Source organism: Desulfobacter postgatei 2ac9, assembly GCF_000233695.2.
GTDB lineage: Bacteria > Desulfobacterota > Desulfobacteria > Desulfobacterales > Desulfobacteraceae > Desulfobacter > Desulfobacter postgatei.
Window position 1 is genome coordinate 1,454,544 of sequence record NZ_CM001488.1, and the last position, 14,487, is coordinate 1,469,030.

Consider the following 14,487-nt stretch of genomic DNA (forward strand, 5'->3'; position numbering starts at 1 on the left):
GACATTCGTCAAAGCCTGCAGGCTAGTATCTTGTTTAGAATGTGAAAAAATAGGTTTCATCAAAAACGTTCGTAATGATTTTTATCTTTTAAAGAATAGAATGTAACAAAATTTTCTGTCATGCTTTTCCTGTCGCCCATATTTTATAAATGATTTAACTCAAATTCACCATTAACCAGCATGACAGGAAACCCTATTATTCGGCACTCTCCGGTTTCATTTTCATGAATTTTAATTTTAGATTCCGGTTCATGAAGCCGGCATCGATATGGCAAAATAGTGTTTTCCCCAGGTATGATTTTATTTAACCGTTTGGATATGTAAGAAACCGCCACAGCGCCGGTTCCACATGCCAGTGTTTCCTTGAAGATACCCCTTTCAAAACAACGATATTCAAGAATCCCTTTTTCTCCAGGGGTTGAAATCGGTCTGGCAAAATTGATGCTTATTCCTGCAGGAAACATATTTTTATAGGTATTGTTCAAAGCCAGACCAATGCGATCGACCAGCCAGATACCAAAATCAACACGACGCTCAGCAGGTTTTCCTAAAGTTGAGGTGTACTCTGATGTCGCAAAAAAAACCTCTTCAAAGCCGCTCAGTATCCCGTCTTTTTCCGGATAAATAACCATGTGAGGCTCTCCTGTAAAAACAATATAGCCTTTAAGGGTTAATCGGGTCTGATTGGAAAATGGTTCAAGGTCATGGGCACGAAAGCCAATTTCAAGGTTGTCTACCGTCAAGATGATATCGTCATACAATTGGGCAATTTCCGGTTTAAACAAATCCTGCGTAATTTTACGTGGCTGCCCTAGATTGGCCCAGCTTGACTGCCCATCACGTTCCGTTCCGATATCAATTATTTTAGGGTGGTTAGTGGGTATTTCCGTAACTATTTTAACGGATGCCAGTTGGTAGGTTCTAAACAAGTAATTGGCGATACACATCAGCCCGTTCCCGCAGGAAAACGCCTCTGTTCCATCGGGTTCAAACATTCTGAATATAAAATCCGCCTCATGTAGGTCCGGGAGTTCATCCCAGTACCCCCTGACCTGATTGATTGAATCAAGAACCTTTCTTGTACATCTTTGAACAACCAAAAAATTGTCTGAGCCAATTCCGAAATACATATTGGTGGCAAAGTGGGCAAATCGCCCCTTTTCTGTTTCGCCGAAAATAGGAGAATTCACTTCGTCAACAATTACAAAATTGTTTCCGTACGAGGTAAATTTGCTGAAGGGGATTTTTTTCATTTATTATTTTTCTCTTAATTTACGATTAGAATTCAGAGAAAAAAATTTCGACCTTAAAGATGAGAACATTATAAAACACGATCTCCATATCATCAGGTTTAAATTGTCTTTGCTTTTAAAGACTTAGTAAAAATCATAAGGAAATGTTTCCTTTTTAACACTCTGATACCTGAAAGTCAATAATGCCTGGTATCCCTAACAGGGCCGGGCATTTCTCCACTGAGAATTGCCGATCCGTTGTCGCAACAGGGTTGGCTTTTTCGCAGGGGGAGACATTTATGCTTGGTTAACTCTTTCATAAGAATTTCAGTACATAAACCGACCTGTTTAATGTTTGTGATAATCGGAAATTTTAAAAATATGGTTACAATTATCTGACAAGGTTGTATAGTAAACAAACATATAATTTTATTCTGATCCAGAGCCATTGCTGACCAGTTATTCAAAGACATTTTGATTTAGAATTGAATGATGATCTATGTATCTTTGAAAAAGTTATATGTCTGATTCGTCATTTCATTAATTTAAATTGAAGGAGAAAAATTATGGAAGTTAAGGATTATTGTAAGGCAATGTTGGCTGAAGTTAATGGTTGGAAAGAAAAATTGGAAGCGTTGAAAAAGGTTTCAGATAAGTATGATGCTGCACAAAAAGAAAAAATTTTACCACTCATAGGGCAGATTGAACAGCAGGTAGCGGCTGCTCAGGCTCGCGTTGATGAATTAGAAAATGAATGCCCGTCAGACTGGTCTCCGATGAAAGATGAACTGGATGATTTGTTTGGAACAGTCGGCAATAGTGTTGACAGGGCCTGGAGAGATTTTGACAGGGGCTGGGTAGATCTTGAAGGGTAACGTGAACAGTTAATGGAATTTAAACTTTTTTATGCTCAATTAGACGTTAAGGCCTCAGTTTTCAAAAATTGAGGCCTTTTGTTGTTTTACCGCTTCATCTGTTGTGATTTGGAGATGCTATGTGCTTCTTTGAAAATACCATGCGGTGACGGCGATTTTCATGGGCGTTTCCCTGACGTTATTTTTTTTCAGATGTTCAATCTGTCCTCGATAGATTGAATCGCATCCTTTGCCGCATCCTTGAGATCTTCGTGGGACAGGGCCTCCTGCTGTGCGGCAATCCAGTTGCGGGTGTCGGGGGTGCCGATTTCTCCCAATGCGTATAAAATATCACCCTGGACAGGGATATCTTTGGTGCTGAATACCTCAATTAAAATTTTTTCCAAATCCGAACACAGGGCTGGTGCCTTTTCAGCAAGAGCTTCTACAACCACCATGGCACCTAAACGCACAGACCAGGTTTCATGGAGAAGAAGTCCGGAAAATCCTTTGAACAAGCGGTTGGTGGTGAGCATCCGTTGGGTAATCCATTCTGCCCGGCCATCTTCCAGTATGGTTTTCAGGGCCTTTGTATCCAGGTCCATGCTCTCCTTATTGACGATCATGTCCACAATTTCTTCTTCCGCCACTGCCCCGGTCCATCGGGTATCATCGTTGAGAATCAGGCAGGGTGCGGACATCGCTTTATCTTCCTGGGCTTTGTCAGGGAACAGGGAGCCGTCAATGATATGAAGATAAATTTTTTCACAGGCGGCTGCAAGGGGAATCAGCCGCTCAACCATCCCCGGGCAGTGGGGACACTGCAGGGCAATATAGAGGGTCAGTCGGCAGGGCGCTTCGATATTGTCCAAAGTTTTTTGAATATCATTAACCGGATGCGGCTTTTCAAGGGAGTCCAGGCCTTTTAAAAAAGGTAACAGTTCACGCTCCAGGGGAAGAGCGGAATATAGAATATTATTTTTCAGGAAAAAGCCGGGCAGGGCGGCAGGTTGAGTACTCTGCCTCCAGGATATGGCAGCCGATATCTCCTGGCATTGGCGGGCAAAGGTTTCGAATTTTTTTTGCTCGGGATGTTCTGTGTTTGCAATGCCTAAGGTTGGACGTCCCAAAGGCGTCCAGGCCTTGATCCGTTCTTTTGTCATATTGTCCATAATTGCGCTCCAGTTGGTTTGGGTTGCTTGTCCGGCATTATTTATCAGAATCCGGGTTTTAAATTAAGTGTAAATCATGTACATAATGGCCTGATACAAAATTAACACTTCACGGACAGGTTTCATGAAATATATAGCAGATCTGCATATCCATTCAAAATATTCCCGGGCCACGGCCAAAAATTTGGACCTGGAGCATATTTACCACAGCGCCCAGGTTAAAGGCATTACCCTGGTGGGCACAGGGGATTTTACCCATCCGGCCTGGATACAGGAGATAGAAGCTAAACTTGAGCCTGCCGAACCCGGCCTGTTTGCCTTAAAAGATGAAATTGCAAAACAGATTGACGCCCACGTGCCGTTTCTGTGCAAGGGAGCTGTGCGTTTTATTCTCCAGGCTGAGATTTCCAATATATATAAGAAAGGTACAAGGGTCCGCAAAAATCATAATCTGATCTATCTGCCGGATCTGGACACGGCAAAGAAATTTAATGCCCGCCTGGATGCCATCGGCAATATCAAATCCGACGGTCGACCTATTTTAGGGCTGGATGCAAGGAACCTGCTGGAGATCATGCTGGAGACATCCGAACAGGGCTTTTTTGTCCCGGCTCATATCTGGACTCCCTGGTTTTCCATGTTCGGGTCCAAGTCCGGATTTGATACCATTGAAGAGTGCTTTGGTGATTTAAGTTCCCATATCTTTGCCTGTGAGACCGGCCTGTCATCGGACCCGCCCATGAACTGGCGGGTGAAAGATCTGGACCGGGTCCGGCTGATATCCAACTCCGATGCCCATTCCCCGGGATATCTGGGCCGCAACGCTTCGGTGTTTGATACGGATCTGGCCTTTGGTGCGGTGAGACGTGCCCTTGAAACCCATGACCTGACCGCTTACAAAGGCACCCTGGATATGTATCCACACCAGGGAAAATACCACTATGACGGCCACCGCAAATGCGGGGTGTGCCTTAATCCCGACCAGACTGCGGCTTTGGGCGGGATTTGTCCCGAATGCGGCAAACCCCTGACCCTGGGCGTGCTTTACCGGGTCCGGGAACTGGCTGACAGGCCGGAGGGGTTTACACCTGAAAACCGGCATCCCCATTCCTATCTGGTGCCCCTGGCCGATATTTTAGCCCAGATTTTTGAGGTTGGTCCCAATACCAAAAAGGTGAAAACCCATTATGACAAGGCTGTCAATGCCCTGGGGCCGGAACTTGCCATACTTACACAGCTTTCGCCTGAAATCATTGAAGGTGCCGGTGTGCCTTTACTGGCCCAGGCCATACAAAAGATAAGAGCCGGGGATATTCACATTGATCCCGGATATGACGGTGAGTATGGAACGGTCAATATTTTTACCCGGGAGGAAAAGGAGCGTATCCAGGGAGAAAAAAGCCTGTTTACCGGTCCTTTGCCCCGTAAAAAAGCAAAAAAAACGACCGACGAACCGCTTCGCCATAAAAAGCCTCAAAGCAAAGATGTGATATTGCCGTCATCTGAAAAAAAAGAGACCCCGGCATCTGTCAGCTCGAAAAATATCCTTGATGGGCTGAACCCGGAGCAGGAAAGAGCGGTTAAATCCGAATCAAGGGCCGTGGTGATCCAGGCAGGGCCGGGTACGGGAAAAACTCGAACCCTTACGGCCAGAATCGCCTGGCTGCTCCGGGAAAACAGGGCTGCCCCTGAAAACATCCTGGCGTTGACCTTTACAAATAAGGCGGCCGGCGAATTAACCGGTCGGATTGAATCCTTTATGCCAAAACAGGGACACCTTGTGACAGCTGCTACCTTTCACGGCTTCTGCCTTAACACGCTTAAGCGTTATGCAGATTTTAAGCGGGGGCTTATGGAGGATGATCTGCGGTTTGAGGTACTGGGACTGGCCGTCAAAGCGGTGACAGGCGAAAAAAAGGTGCCCAAAAAAACAGTCTCAAAAATAGATGCCTGGATCAGCCTGCAAAAGCAACAATTAAAGGCGCCTGGTGATGAAAGTTTGCATGACGCTGAAGAGAGCGTCCTTGAAGATTTTGATCCGGTCTGGACCGAGGTGTACAAAACCTATGACCGGCTGCTTCAAGAACGCAGCCTGGCAGATTTTGAGGATTTGATTTTCATCTGTTTCAGACTTTTTTCTAAGGATGCGGCTCTGCTTGAACGGGTGCGTCAACAGTATACGTATATTTTTGTGGATGAATACCAGGACCTGAATTCGGGCCAGTACAGACTGGTGAAGCTTCTTGCACAAAACAGTCATATTTTCGTGATTGGTGATCCTGATCAGTCCATTTACGGATTCAGAGGGTCGGACAGCCGGTTTTTCAACCGGTTTGAACACGATTTTTTAGGGTGCGAACAGATACGCCTGCGCCGCAATTACCGGTCCACCCAAACCATCCTGGATGCCTCTTTCCAGGTGATTAGTATGGGTGATGATAAGGATAATGAGGGGCGTAAAATTTATGCAAGCCTTGACGGTACACAAAAAATTTTGATCAATGAAACTGCGAGTGAAAGCGCCGAGGCCGTTGCAGTGGGAAAGATCATTGAAAAAGGGGTAGGGGGCCTCTCTTTTCTCTCCATGGATAAGGGCACGGGATCGGATTCCGGAACGGACAGAGAATATGCCTTTTCCGACTTTGCCGTTCTCTACCGAACCCGGCATCAGGCCATGGCCTTTGCCAAGGCCTTTGAGAAGGCCGGCATCCCTTTTCAGACCGCAGACCGGGAACACTGGGTCGACATGGCAGGTATAAAAGATCTGTTGGCCCTGGTGCGGATTTTTCTTGGCCGTGGCAGTGAGGCTGATCAGCAGCAGTTTGCACAATTTTTACCCAGGATTGCAGAACTTTCACTCCCCATGAACACGTCAAAACTTCTTGGTACCTTGGCAGGTTGGCTGGATATTAAGGCCCTGGGCAACACAGATGAAACGCTGGCAGCAGCATTGCATCGCCTTAACGCACTGGCAGACCGGTACTCCTCTCCCTGTGATCTTCTGGACGCCTTACGGCTGGACCAGGACCCTGACTTCCTGGACAAAACGGTTGAAAAAGTCTCTTTGATGACCATGCATGCCGCCAAAGGTCTTGAATTTCCAGTTGTTTTTGTTACAGGCTGCGAAACCGGCACGATCCCCTTTGCCCGGGACGGAAAAACCGTGGAAGACCCGGATGAGGAACGCCGCCTTTTTTACGTGGCCATGACCCGGGCAAAGGAGATGCTTTATTTGACATATGCACGAAAAAGACGCATATTCGGCCGGGAGCAGCACAGAAACCGGTCCTGTTTTATTGATGATATCGAAAAGGAACTGGCCCGGTATGAAAAGGGAAAAACGCAGGTTAAAAAACAAAAATCCAAGGATATTCAGTTGGAATTATTTTGAATCCTGCCAAAACATGTAATAACAACCAAAGTAAATAATTTGAAAATGGAACGAATACCTTATAAAAAGTTAGATTTTGACTATGGCCGCTCTCTTGAAATTTTTGACGATTCAAGAAAAATCGGGGCAGATGCCTGGGTAGTGATCATGACCGCGACAATGAAGATTCCTGTGGAAATGTCATTGTTCACATCTGAACCGTTGTCTGATACTGAATTTGATGATATTTTAAATATATTAGGGTCTCCCATTGAATATCGCTACCGGCTGGAACGTAACATGATCATGGATCATGAAAAGGATGCCGTGCTGGAAAATCTGGTAAATACATTTCTTGAAAATACCGGCCGATATGTGGCAAACCCTAAGTTTCCTGAAAAACTTGCATTAAAGGAGTATAAGGATCGGGTTGAAAAGCGCAAAAGGAAAAGATAGGTCGGTAAAGGTTCCGGGGTTTAGGGCGATATTTTTTCTTTTCGCATGGCTGTGCCTGACATCTCCCTGCACGGCCCTGGGGGACATATACAAGTGCATTGAGCCCGATGGTGTGAATTTCACCAATACGCCTACTTCTAATAGAAACTGTACCTTTTATCTCAAGGAAAATAGCGGGGACGAGTTACTGGCCCGGACAAGAAGATTCAAGGCCGGGCCTGATGTCTACAACGATATTATTTCCAGAGCCGCCAGTGCCTTTGGTGTGGATCACGCATTGATCAAGGCCGTGATCCATGCCGAGTCCTGTTTTGACCCCAATGCCGTGTCCACCCAAGGGGCAAGGGGGCTTATGCAGATCATGCCCCAGAACGACGCCTCCCTGAATATCTCAAATCCCTTTGATCCGTCCCAGAATATTATGGGCGGAACCCGTTATTTGAAGCGGATGCTCATTCGGTATAATGAGAAACTTGCCCTGGCCCTCGCCGCCTATAACGCAGGTCCATCGGCTGTGGACAAATACAACAAAATTCCACCCTATGAAGAGACCCAGACCTATGTACAAAAGGTGATGTCGTTGTATTCACGGTATAAAAGCAGCTGAAGATCAGTCTCAGGCTTTGATCGTCTTTATGAAATCAAGCAGTTTGTCTCGCATTTCCGGTCGTTCAAGGGAAAAGGAAAGATTAGCCATTTGAAACCCGACCTTGTCGCCGCAGTCAAACCGGGTGCCCTTGAATTTATATCCAAAGATCGGTTGTTCGGTTAAAAGTCCCTTCATGGCATCGGTGAGCTGGATTTCACCGCCGGCACCGGCCTGTTTTTTTCCAAGATATTCCCAGATTCTCGGGGTAAGGATGTAGCGGCCCACGATGGCCAGGTTGGACGGGGCGTCTTCGGGCTTCGGTTTTTCCACCATGTCATTGATTCTTACCATATCCTCTTCCAGAGGGGTTGCATCCAGAATGCCATATTTATCGGTCTGATCCTTTTCCACTTCCATGACCGCGGCAATGGATGCCCGGAACCGTTCAAATTTTTCCACCATTTTCGTGAGTACAGGCTTATCCGGGGTTTGGATCATATCGTCGGCCAGAAGTACGGCAAAGGGTTCATCCCCCACAATGTCCCTGGCGCACCAGATGGCATGGCCAAGCCCTAGGGGATCATGTTGGCGGGTGTAAACAATGGTACCGGTTCGGGGGACCAGTTCATTGACCTGCCGCAACAAGTCTGTTTTCCCCTTGGTTTTGAGCATGGTCTCTAACTCATAGCTGCGGTCAAAGTGATCTTCGAGGGCTTTTTTGCCCCGGCCCGTGACAAAAATAATTTGCTCAATACCGGCTGCAAACGCCTCTTCAACAGCATACTGGATAATGGGTTTATCCACTACGGTCAGCATCTCCTTGGCCATGGCCTTCGTAGCCGGGATAAACCGGGTGCCAAGACCTGCTACCGGGAATACCGCTTTTTTTACTCTCATAACGACTCCTTGAATACTTGATACTGAAATTTTCCCTGATTTTCGGGGCAGGGCATGTCAGAGCAGACCTAAATATTTTGTTGGTGTTTGAACGACTATTTTCGTCGAAGGTTTTTATGTTCAAACAATTTTTATATTTTTAGATTAGCAGAGGCTGTCGTGTCAAACTCAAAATGAACAATCCTGTAGGGATTTGGGCTGCTTTGGTTAATGCATCAGGCTATCCAATTGACATTATTGCCTATTTCCAGTATGATATTTAATTTTTATATTGCTTGTTATTAATTGATAAGGAAATAGTGAATGAACGCTGAAAATAAGACAGATGCAACCCAGGCCCGGGCGGAAATTCCGCCGGAGCAGCTTAGCCTTAAAAGCCGGTTTAAATTCAAATGCCATAAAGGCGTCTCCTGTTTTACAGAGTGTTGCAGGGGGATTGATATTATGCTCACCCCCTATGATATTTTAACCATGCGCAAAAAATTGGACATTGATTCCGAGAAATTTTTGTCCATATTTACCACCCCCCAGCTTCTTGAAAAAGCGGATATGCCCGTGGTGACCCTCAAGCTCCTTGATGATGAGCGTAGGTCCTGCCCGTTTGTCCAGGACAAGGAGGGATGCATGGTTTATGAAGACCGTCCTACTACCTGCCGGTACTATCCCCTTGGGGTGGGCGCTTTGAGTTATTCCGGCGAACAAAAGGATAACGATCAGGATGAGTTCTTTTTCATGATCAAGGAGCCCCATTGTAAAGGCTTTGATGAACCGGACGAATGGACCGTAGGGGAATGGCGTGAGGACCAGGGCGTCGATCTGCGTGATGAGGTCAATGAAGGTTGGCTGGATCTCATGGTCCGTAAAAAATCTTTGCCGTCCAGTATGCAGCTCTCCGAACAGGCCAAACAGATGTTTTTCATGGTCTGCTATAATATCGATAAGTTTAAACGGTTCGTGTTTGAATCCTCTTTTCTTACCCGGTACAATATCCCGGCAGAACGGGTGGCCCAGATTAAAGATGATGATGTGAAACTGCTTCAGTTCGGATTTGAATGGTTAAAAACCACTTTTTTCCATACCGGAGAGGATATGTTTAAGTCCAAAGAGAACGGCGGGGACTCAACGGGGTCATAAATTTACGGGACCGTGTTTGGACGAAAAGTTGCCCAGATGCAAGGCGCAGAAGAATTTGCAACCGGAGCATACTAAAGTATGTGAGGATTGTAAATTCTTCTGCAACGCGGCAGATGGGTGACTTTTCGTTCAAACACTATTAATAATTATACCACAACGCTTTATGGGCCGACGTATCATTCAGGCGGGCGTCAATATCCAGATTAAAGAAAGAGGCAACCGGCGCAAGAATTTCAGGGTTGTCTGCCTGTACTTTTTTTAAAGCGGAAAGCGCCATATCAAATCCTTTTTGGGTCATTTTCCCCAAGGGCTGGCGGCATGGGCCGGACGGCATGCCAAGGATCTGCATCATGGTTTTCAGGGGCAAAGGATTTCTGGCCCGGCATTTGACAGGTCCGTACTTGCTTTCCTCTTCGGTAGTGATGACCACAAGCTCCAGCAACGGAGACAATGCGGTCTCAATAGCCAGGGCTTCTTGGGTTTTACCCCGGTTAAGCAGTTCAACCATTTGGGTCATGAATGCCGGTGCAATATTTGACATGACTGAAATTGCACCGCAGGCCCGGATCTGTTCATCTGCCATGACGCGGCATACCAGGGCATCGTCTCCGGAAAAGATATTGAAACCGTCCCCGCAAAGTTTTCTGGTCAGCTTCATGTTGTCTATATTGCCGGTGGCTTCCTTGACACTGGTTACATTGGCACAGTTGTCCGCAAGTATGGCAAGATCCTGGGGCAACATTTGTGCACCGGTACGTCCCGGAATAATATAAGGAATGATATTCAGGCCCGGGGTTTCCCTTGCCACCGCCTCGTAATATTCCCGCCGGATTTCAAGGGAGGAGGGCCCGTTGTAATAGGGATCCACCAGAAGGACACCGTCCACGCCCTGTTCTGCGGCATGGGATGTACCGGTTATGGCTTCAGCCGTGTTGTTTGAGCCGGTGCCTGCGATGCACGTGCACTTGCCCCTGGTCTGTTTGGCAATCAAATCAATAACCAGATTATGTTCTTCCCATTTAAATGTCGGGCTTTCACCAGTGGTGCCGGTGGCAAGAATTCCGGTAATCCGGTTTTCAATCTGGAAATCAATGAGCCCGGACAGGCCGTCCCGGTCCAGATCTCCTGCCGGGGTGAACGGGGTGATAAGTGCTGTGTAGCATCCTTGTTCCATAACTTACAAACTCCTGATGTTTATTTGCGCGGCATGCGCGGATAAAACAATTTGCCCAAAAACGTTGTGCCAATTCCTTACGGGACGACGCTTAAGTTTCCCTGAAAGACCTTGACACCCGAATAAAAGAACTTATTATATAAAAATTTTATTTAAACACAATGATAAAGTCACAAAAAGCCAAAGGAGATATAAATAATGGCCGATTCCAGAAACCTGCCTAAAAATGCAGACGAGCAGATCGCACGGCTCAGACACGCACTGGTCCAAAATGCCGAATGCGGCACAACCCATTATAATCTGGCTGTTGCGCTGATCGGCAAGCAGGAGTTTGCGGAAGCGGAAAAAGAACTTCATGACGCCATTGACTGCAGCCCTACCCTGTCCGAGGCTTATGTGCAGCTTGGCGGCCTGTGTCTGCAAAGTGGTGACCTTGAGGGGTGTTTCCGGTTCAACCAGCAGGCCACCAAGGCCCGGGCCGGCTTTGCCGAAGGCTATGCCAACATGGCCTTTGTTCTGCTGCAGCTGGTGGACGGCAAGGATGCCAAAGAAGATGAAGAAAAAGTGGACAAGGCCATTAAAAATTTAAAGAAGGCCATTATCCATAATAAAAATTTCATCCAGGCATACACGACGCTGGGAACCGCCTATTTTATGAAAGGACTGGTGGCAGAGGGGGTCAAGGCCAATCTTCAGGCCCTGTCCGTGGAACCTAACTTCCCTATTGCCCATAACAACCTGGCCGTGGCCTATCTGGAACTTAAAGATTACGAGCAGGCCATCAAACATTGTGATATTGCCGTGGATTTAGGTTTTGAAGTCAACCCGGCACTGCTGGATGAGCTTGCACCCCATCGGGACATATAATCACACCGTGATGACAGGTTTTTATTGACATGCGGACTTATAAATTCTATATCACCTATGTTTATTTGCTTATAATGTCTGCTTCAAAGCGTTAATTTTTTCACTAATGCTTTGGAATGATAGAGAAAAGAATATTAATGAGAAGTTTGGAAAATCTTTTCATTGTTGCATGTAAATCAACTTTTAACGGAGGTAAGTAAATGGCTAAGCATGAAACTCCTTTCTTAGACGAGCTGGAAAACGGCCCGTGGCCTAGCTTTGTTTCTGACCTGAAACAGCAGGCAGAAGTCAGAGCCAAAAACGAAAAAGGCGTTGAATTCCAGATCCCCCAGGATTGTGTAGACGACCTTCTTGGTGTTGTAGAACTTTCTTACAAACATGGCCGGACCCACTGGAAACACGGCGGCATCGTTGGTGTATTCGGCTACGGCGGCGGCGTTATCGGCCGTTACTGCGATCAGCCCAAGCTGTTTCCCGGTGTAGAGCATTTCCACACCATGCGTGTAAACCAGCCTTGCGGTAAATACTATAGCACCGAGTATCTTAGACAATTGACTGAGCTGTGGGACTTCAGGGGCTCCGGAATTACCAATATGCACGGCGCCACCGGCGACATCATTCTGCTGGGTACCACTACGCCCCAGCTGGAAGAGGTATTCTGGACACTGACCCATGATTTCAACCAGGATCTGGGCGGTTCCGGCTCCAACCTGAGAACCCCTGCCGACTGCCTTGGCCAGTCCAGGTGTGAATATTCCTGCTACGACACCAGCGCGCTTTGCCATTTCCTGACCAACGAATATCAGGATGAGCTGCATCGTCCGGCATTCCCCTACAAGTTTAAGTTTAAATTTGACGGCTGCCCCAACTGCTGTGTTGCTTCCATCGCACGTTCCGATATGTCCTTTATCGGTACCTGGAAAGACGACATCCGCATTGATCAGGACGCAGTCAACAAATATGTTGAAAACGATCCTGCATATCCTGCTAATGCCGGTGCCCACAAAGGTAAAGACTGGGGCCCCTTTAACATTCAAAAAGAAGTTGTCAGACTTTGCCCCACAGGCTGCATGAAGTTTGAGAACAAAACCCTGACCATTGACAATGCCAACTGCACCCGCTGCATGCATTGTATCAATGTTATGCCCAGAGCCCTGAAAATTGGTAAAGAAACCGGTCTCTCCATTCTCTGCGGTGCCAAGGCGCCTATCCTTGACGGTGCCCAGATGGGTTCATTGCTGGTTCCCTTTGTTGAAGTCAATGCCGACAATGATTACGAAGCAATTACCGAAATAATTGAAAATATCTGGGATTGGTGGATGGAAGAAGGCAAGAACCGCGAACGTCTTGGTGAGCTGATCATGCGCCAGGGCTTCCAGAAACTTCTGGAAGTAACCGGCATCGAAGCGATGCCCCAGCATGTTGCCTACCCGAGAACCAACCCCTACATCTTCTGGAAAGAAGACGAAGTTCCGGGTGGCTGGGAACGTGACGTTGACGAATTCAGAAAACATCACTTAAGATAAAAAGGGAGAATCATAATGGCATTTATTTCAACAGGGTATGATCCCAAAAAACCGATGGAAAACAGAATCACCGACATCGGTCCCAGAGACTATAACGAATTTTATCCTCCTGTTATCGCAAACAACAAAGGCAAGTGGTCTCATCATGAAATTTTGGAACCCGGCGTACTGGTTCATGTTGCCGATTCCGGAGATGAAGTATACACCGTAAGAGTCGGCGGTTGCCGCCTGATGTCCACCACGCACATCAATGAAATCTGTGACATTGCAGACAAACATTGTGACGGGTATGTACGCTTCACCACTCGTAACAACATTGAGTTCATGGTTGACTCCAAAGACAAGGTAGAGCCCCTTAAAAACGATCTGGCTTCCAGAAAGTTCTCCGGCGGTTCCCATAAGTTCCCCATCGGCGGTACTGGTGCCGGCGTAACCAATATCGTTCACACCCAGGGCTGGATTCACTGCCATACCCCGGCCACCGATGCTTCCGGTACCGTAAAGGCTACCATGGATGCCCTGTTTGACGATTTCCAGCAGATGAGACTGCCGGCTCAGCTTCGTGTTTCCATGGCTTGCTGCCTGAACATGTGTGGTGCGGTTCACTGCTCTGATATCGCCATCCTGGGTTACCACAGAAAACCGCCAATGCTTGACCATGAATACCTGGACAAGGTTTGCGAAATTCCTCTGGCCGTTGCTGCATGTCCCACCGCAGCCATTAAGCCCTCAAAAGTAAAACTGCCCAACGGTACTGAAGTAAAATCCGTTGAGGTTAAAAACGAACGCTGCATGTACTGCGGTAACTGTTACACCATGTGTCCCTCCATGCCACTTGCCGACACCGAAGGTGACGGTATTGTTCTCATGGCTGGTGGTAAAGTATCCAACCGTATCTCCGAGCCGAAATTTTCCAAGGTTGTTGTGGCCTTCCTGCCCAATGAAATGCCCCGCTGGCCGTCCATGACCGACGCCATCAAAAAGATTGTTAACGCCTATTCAAACGGCGCGAACAAATACGAACGTCTGGGTGACTGGGCTGAGAGAATCGGATGGGAAAAATTCTTTAGTGCTTGTGAACTTGACTTCACCCACCACCTGATTGACGATTTCCGTCAGCAGGCTTACATGAGCTGGCGTCAGTCCACTCAGTTTAAATTCTAATTTAAAAACTAATTTGGGTTTAAACATTATTTAATATCGGATGGACCGGGGT

General features: G+C 46.9%; 12 protein-coding genes. 8 read left to right on the forward strand and 4 right to left on the reverse strand.

Going from position 1 to position 14,487, the window contains the following annotated elements:
* Positions 1–143: 143 nt before the first annotated feature.
* On the reverse strand, positions 144–1,253 hold the full coding sequence (locus DESPODRAFT_RS06725; protein WP_004072364.1) for a diaminopimelate epimerase: 1,110 nt from the start codon (positions 1,251–1,253) through the stop codon (positions 144–146).
* 545 nt (positions 1,254–1,798) lie between these two features.
* Between DESPODRAFT_RS06725 and DESPODRAFT_RS06730 the strand changes: the two genes are divergently transcribed.
* Positions 1,799–2,107 carry a sll1863 family stress response protein gene (locus DESPODRAFT_RS06730; protein ID WP_004072365.1) on the forward strand — a complete coding sequence of 103 codons (309 nt, stop codon included), beginning with the start codon at positions 1,799–1,801 and terminating at the stop codon, positions 2,105–2,107.
* Positions 2,108–2,295: 188 nt separating this feature from the next.
* Here DESPODRAFT_RS06730 and DESPODRAFT_RS06735 read toward each other — a convergent pair whose 3' ends face one another.
* Complete coding sequence (locus DESPODRAFT_RS06735; protein WP_004072366.1) at positions 2,296–3,258, reverse strand: thioredoxin family protein; 963 nt, start codon at positions 3,256–3,258, stop codon at positions 2,296–2,298.
* Positions 3,259–3,382: 124 nt separating this feature from the next.
* On the opposite strand from DESPODRAFT_RS06735, the gene DESPODRAFT_RS06740 reads away from it, so the two are divergent.
* Genes DESPODRAFT_RS06740 through DESPODRAFT_RS06750 form a run of 3 tightly spaced genes read left to right on the forward strand, consistent with a single transcriptional unit; the run spans position 3,383 to position 7,691 of the window.
* Positions 3,383–6,649 carry a UvrD-helicase domain-containing protein gene (locus DESPODRAFT_RS06740; protein ID WP_004072367.1) on the forward strand — a complete coding sequence of 1,089 codons (3,267 nt, stop codon included), beginning with the start codon at positions 3,383–3,385 and terminating at the stop codon, positions 6,647–6,649.
* Positions 6,650–6,694: 45 nt separating this feature from the next.
* Positions 6,695–7,084, forward strand: a complete 390-nt coding sequence (locus DESPODRAFT_RS06745; RefSeq protein WP_004072368.1) for a hypothetical protein — start codon at positions 6,695–6,697, stop codon at positions 7,082–7,084.
* On the forward strand, positions 7,059–7,691 hold the full coding sequence (locus DESPODRAFT_RS06750) for a lytic transglycosylase domain-containing protein (protein ID WP_004072369.1): 633 nt from the start codon (positions 7,059–7,061) through the stop codon (positions 7,689–7,691). Before DESPODRAFT_RS06745 ends, DESPODRAFT_RS06750 begins: the two co-directional genes overlap by 26 nt.
* A 9-nt stretch (positions 7,692–7,700) precedes the next feature.
* Here DESPODRAFT_RS06750 and galU read toward each other — a convergent pair whose 3' ends face one another.
* Complete coding sequence (gene galU / locus DESPODRAFT_RS06755; protein ID WP_004072370.1) at positions 7,701–8,570, reverse strand: UTP--glucose-1-phosphate uridylyltransferase GalU; 870 nt, start codon at positions 8,568–8,570, stop codon at positions 7,701–7,703.
* Positions 8,571–8,873: 303 nt separating this feature from the next.
* Between galU and DESPODRAFT_RS06760 the strand changes: the two genes are divergently transcribed.
* Positions 8,874–9,704 (forward strand): YkgJ family cysteine cluster protein, encoded by an 831-nt coding sequence (locus DESPODRAFT_RS06760; protein WP_004072371.1) that lies wholly within the window; start codon positions 8,874–8,876, stop codon positions 9,702–9,704.
* Between the two features lie 139 nt (positions 9,705–9,843).
* Here DESPODRAFT_RS06760 and dapA read toward each other — a convergent pair whose 3' ends face one another.
* Positions 9,844–10,878: a 4-hydroxy-tetrahydrodipicolinate synthase gene (gene dapA, locus DESPODRAFT_RS06765; protein ID WP_004072372.1), complete on the reverse strand. Its 1,035-nt coding sequence runs from the start codon at positions 10,876–10,878 to the stop codon at positions 9,844–9,846.
* A gap of 198 nt (positions 10,879–11,076) precedes the next feature.
* Here dapA and DESPODRAFT_RS06770 point away from each other — a divergent pair, with 198 nt between their 5' ends.
* From DESPODRAFT_RS06770 to dsrB, 3 genes are all read left to right on the forward strand, one after another.
* The gene (locus tag DESPODRAFT_RS06770; RefSeq protein WP_004072373.1) at positions 11,077–11,745 is read left to right on the forward strand and encodes a tetratricopeptide repeat protein; all 669 of its coding nucleotides are present in this window, start codon (positions 11,077–11,079) and stop codon (positions 11,743–11,745) included.
* Positions 11,746–11,945: 200 nt separating this feature from the next.
* On the forward strand, positions 11,946–13,271 hold the full coding sequence (gene dsrA / locus DESPODRAFT_RS06775) for a dissimilatory-type sulfite reductase subunit alpha (RefSeq protein ID WP_004072374.1): 1,326 nt from the start codon (positions 11,946–11,948) through the stop codon (positions 13,269–13,271).
* 15 nt (positions 13,272–13,286) lie between these two features.
* Positions 13,287–14,435, forward strand: a complete 1,149-nt coding sequence (gene dsrB, locus DESPODRAFT_RS06780; RefSeq protein ID WP_004072375.1) for a dissimilatory-type sulfite reductase subunit beta — start codon at positions 13,287–13,289, stop codon at positions 14,433–14,435.
* Positions 14,436–14,487 lie beyond the last annotated feature (52 nt).

Coding starts and splice junctions, on each gene's coding strand:
- DESPODRAFT_RS06725 (WP_004072364.1), bottom strand. CDS start 1,253: ATGAAAAAAATCCCCTTCAGCAAATTTACCTCGTACGGAAACAATTTT.
- DESPODRAFT_RS06730 (WP_004072365.1), top strand. CDS start 1,799: ATGGAAGTTAAGGATTATTGTAAGGCAATGTTGGCTGAAGTTAATGGT.
- DESPODRAFT_RS06735 (WP_004072366.1), bottom strand. CDS start 3,258: ATGGACAATATGACAAAAGAACGGATCAAGGCCTGGACGCCTTTGGGA.
- DESPODRAFT_RS06740 (WP_004072367.1), top strand. CDS start 3,383: ATGAAATATATAGCAGATCTGCATATCCATTCAAAATATTCCCGGGCC.
- DESPODRAFT_RS06745 (WP_004072368.1), top strand. CDS start 6,695: ATGGAACGAATACCTTATAAAAAGTTAGATTTTGACTATGGCCGCTCT.
- galU (WP_004072370.1), bottom strand. CDS start 8,570: ATGAGAGTAAAAAAAGCGGTATTCCCGGTAGCAGGTCTTGGCACCCGG.
- DESPODRAFT_RS06760 (WP_004072371.1), top strand. CDS start 8,874: ATGAACGCTGAAAATAAGACAGATGCAACCCAGGCCCGGGCGGAAATT.
- dapA (WP_004072372.1), bottom strand. CDS start 10,878: ATGGAACAAGGATGCTACACAGCACTTATCACCCCGTTCACCCCGGCA.
- DESPODRAFT_RS06770 (WP_004072373.1), top strand. CDS start 11,077: ATGGCCGATTCCAGAAACCTGCCTAAAAATGCAGACGAGCAGATCGCA.
- dsrA (WP_004072374.1), top strand. CDS start 11,946: ATGGCTAAGCATGAAACTCCTTTCTTAGACGAGCTGGAAAACGGCCCG.
- dsrB (WP_004072375.1), top strand. CDS start 13,287: ATGGCATTTATTTCAACAGGGTATGATCCCAAAAAACCGATGGAAAAC.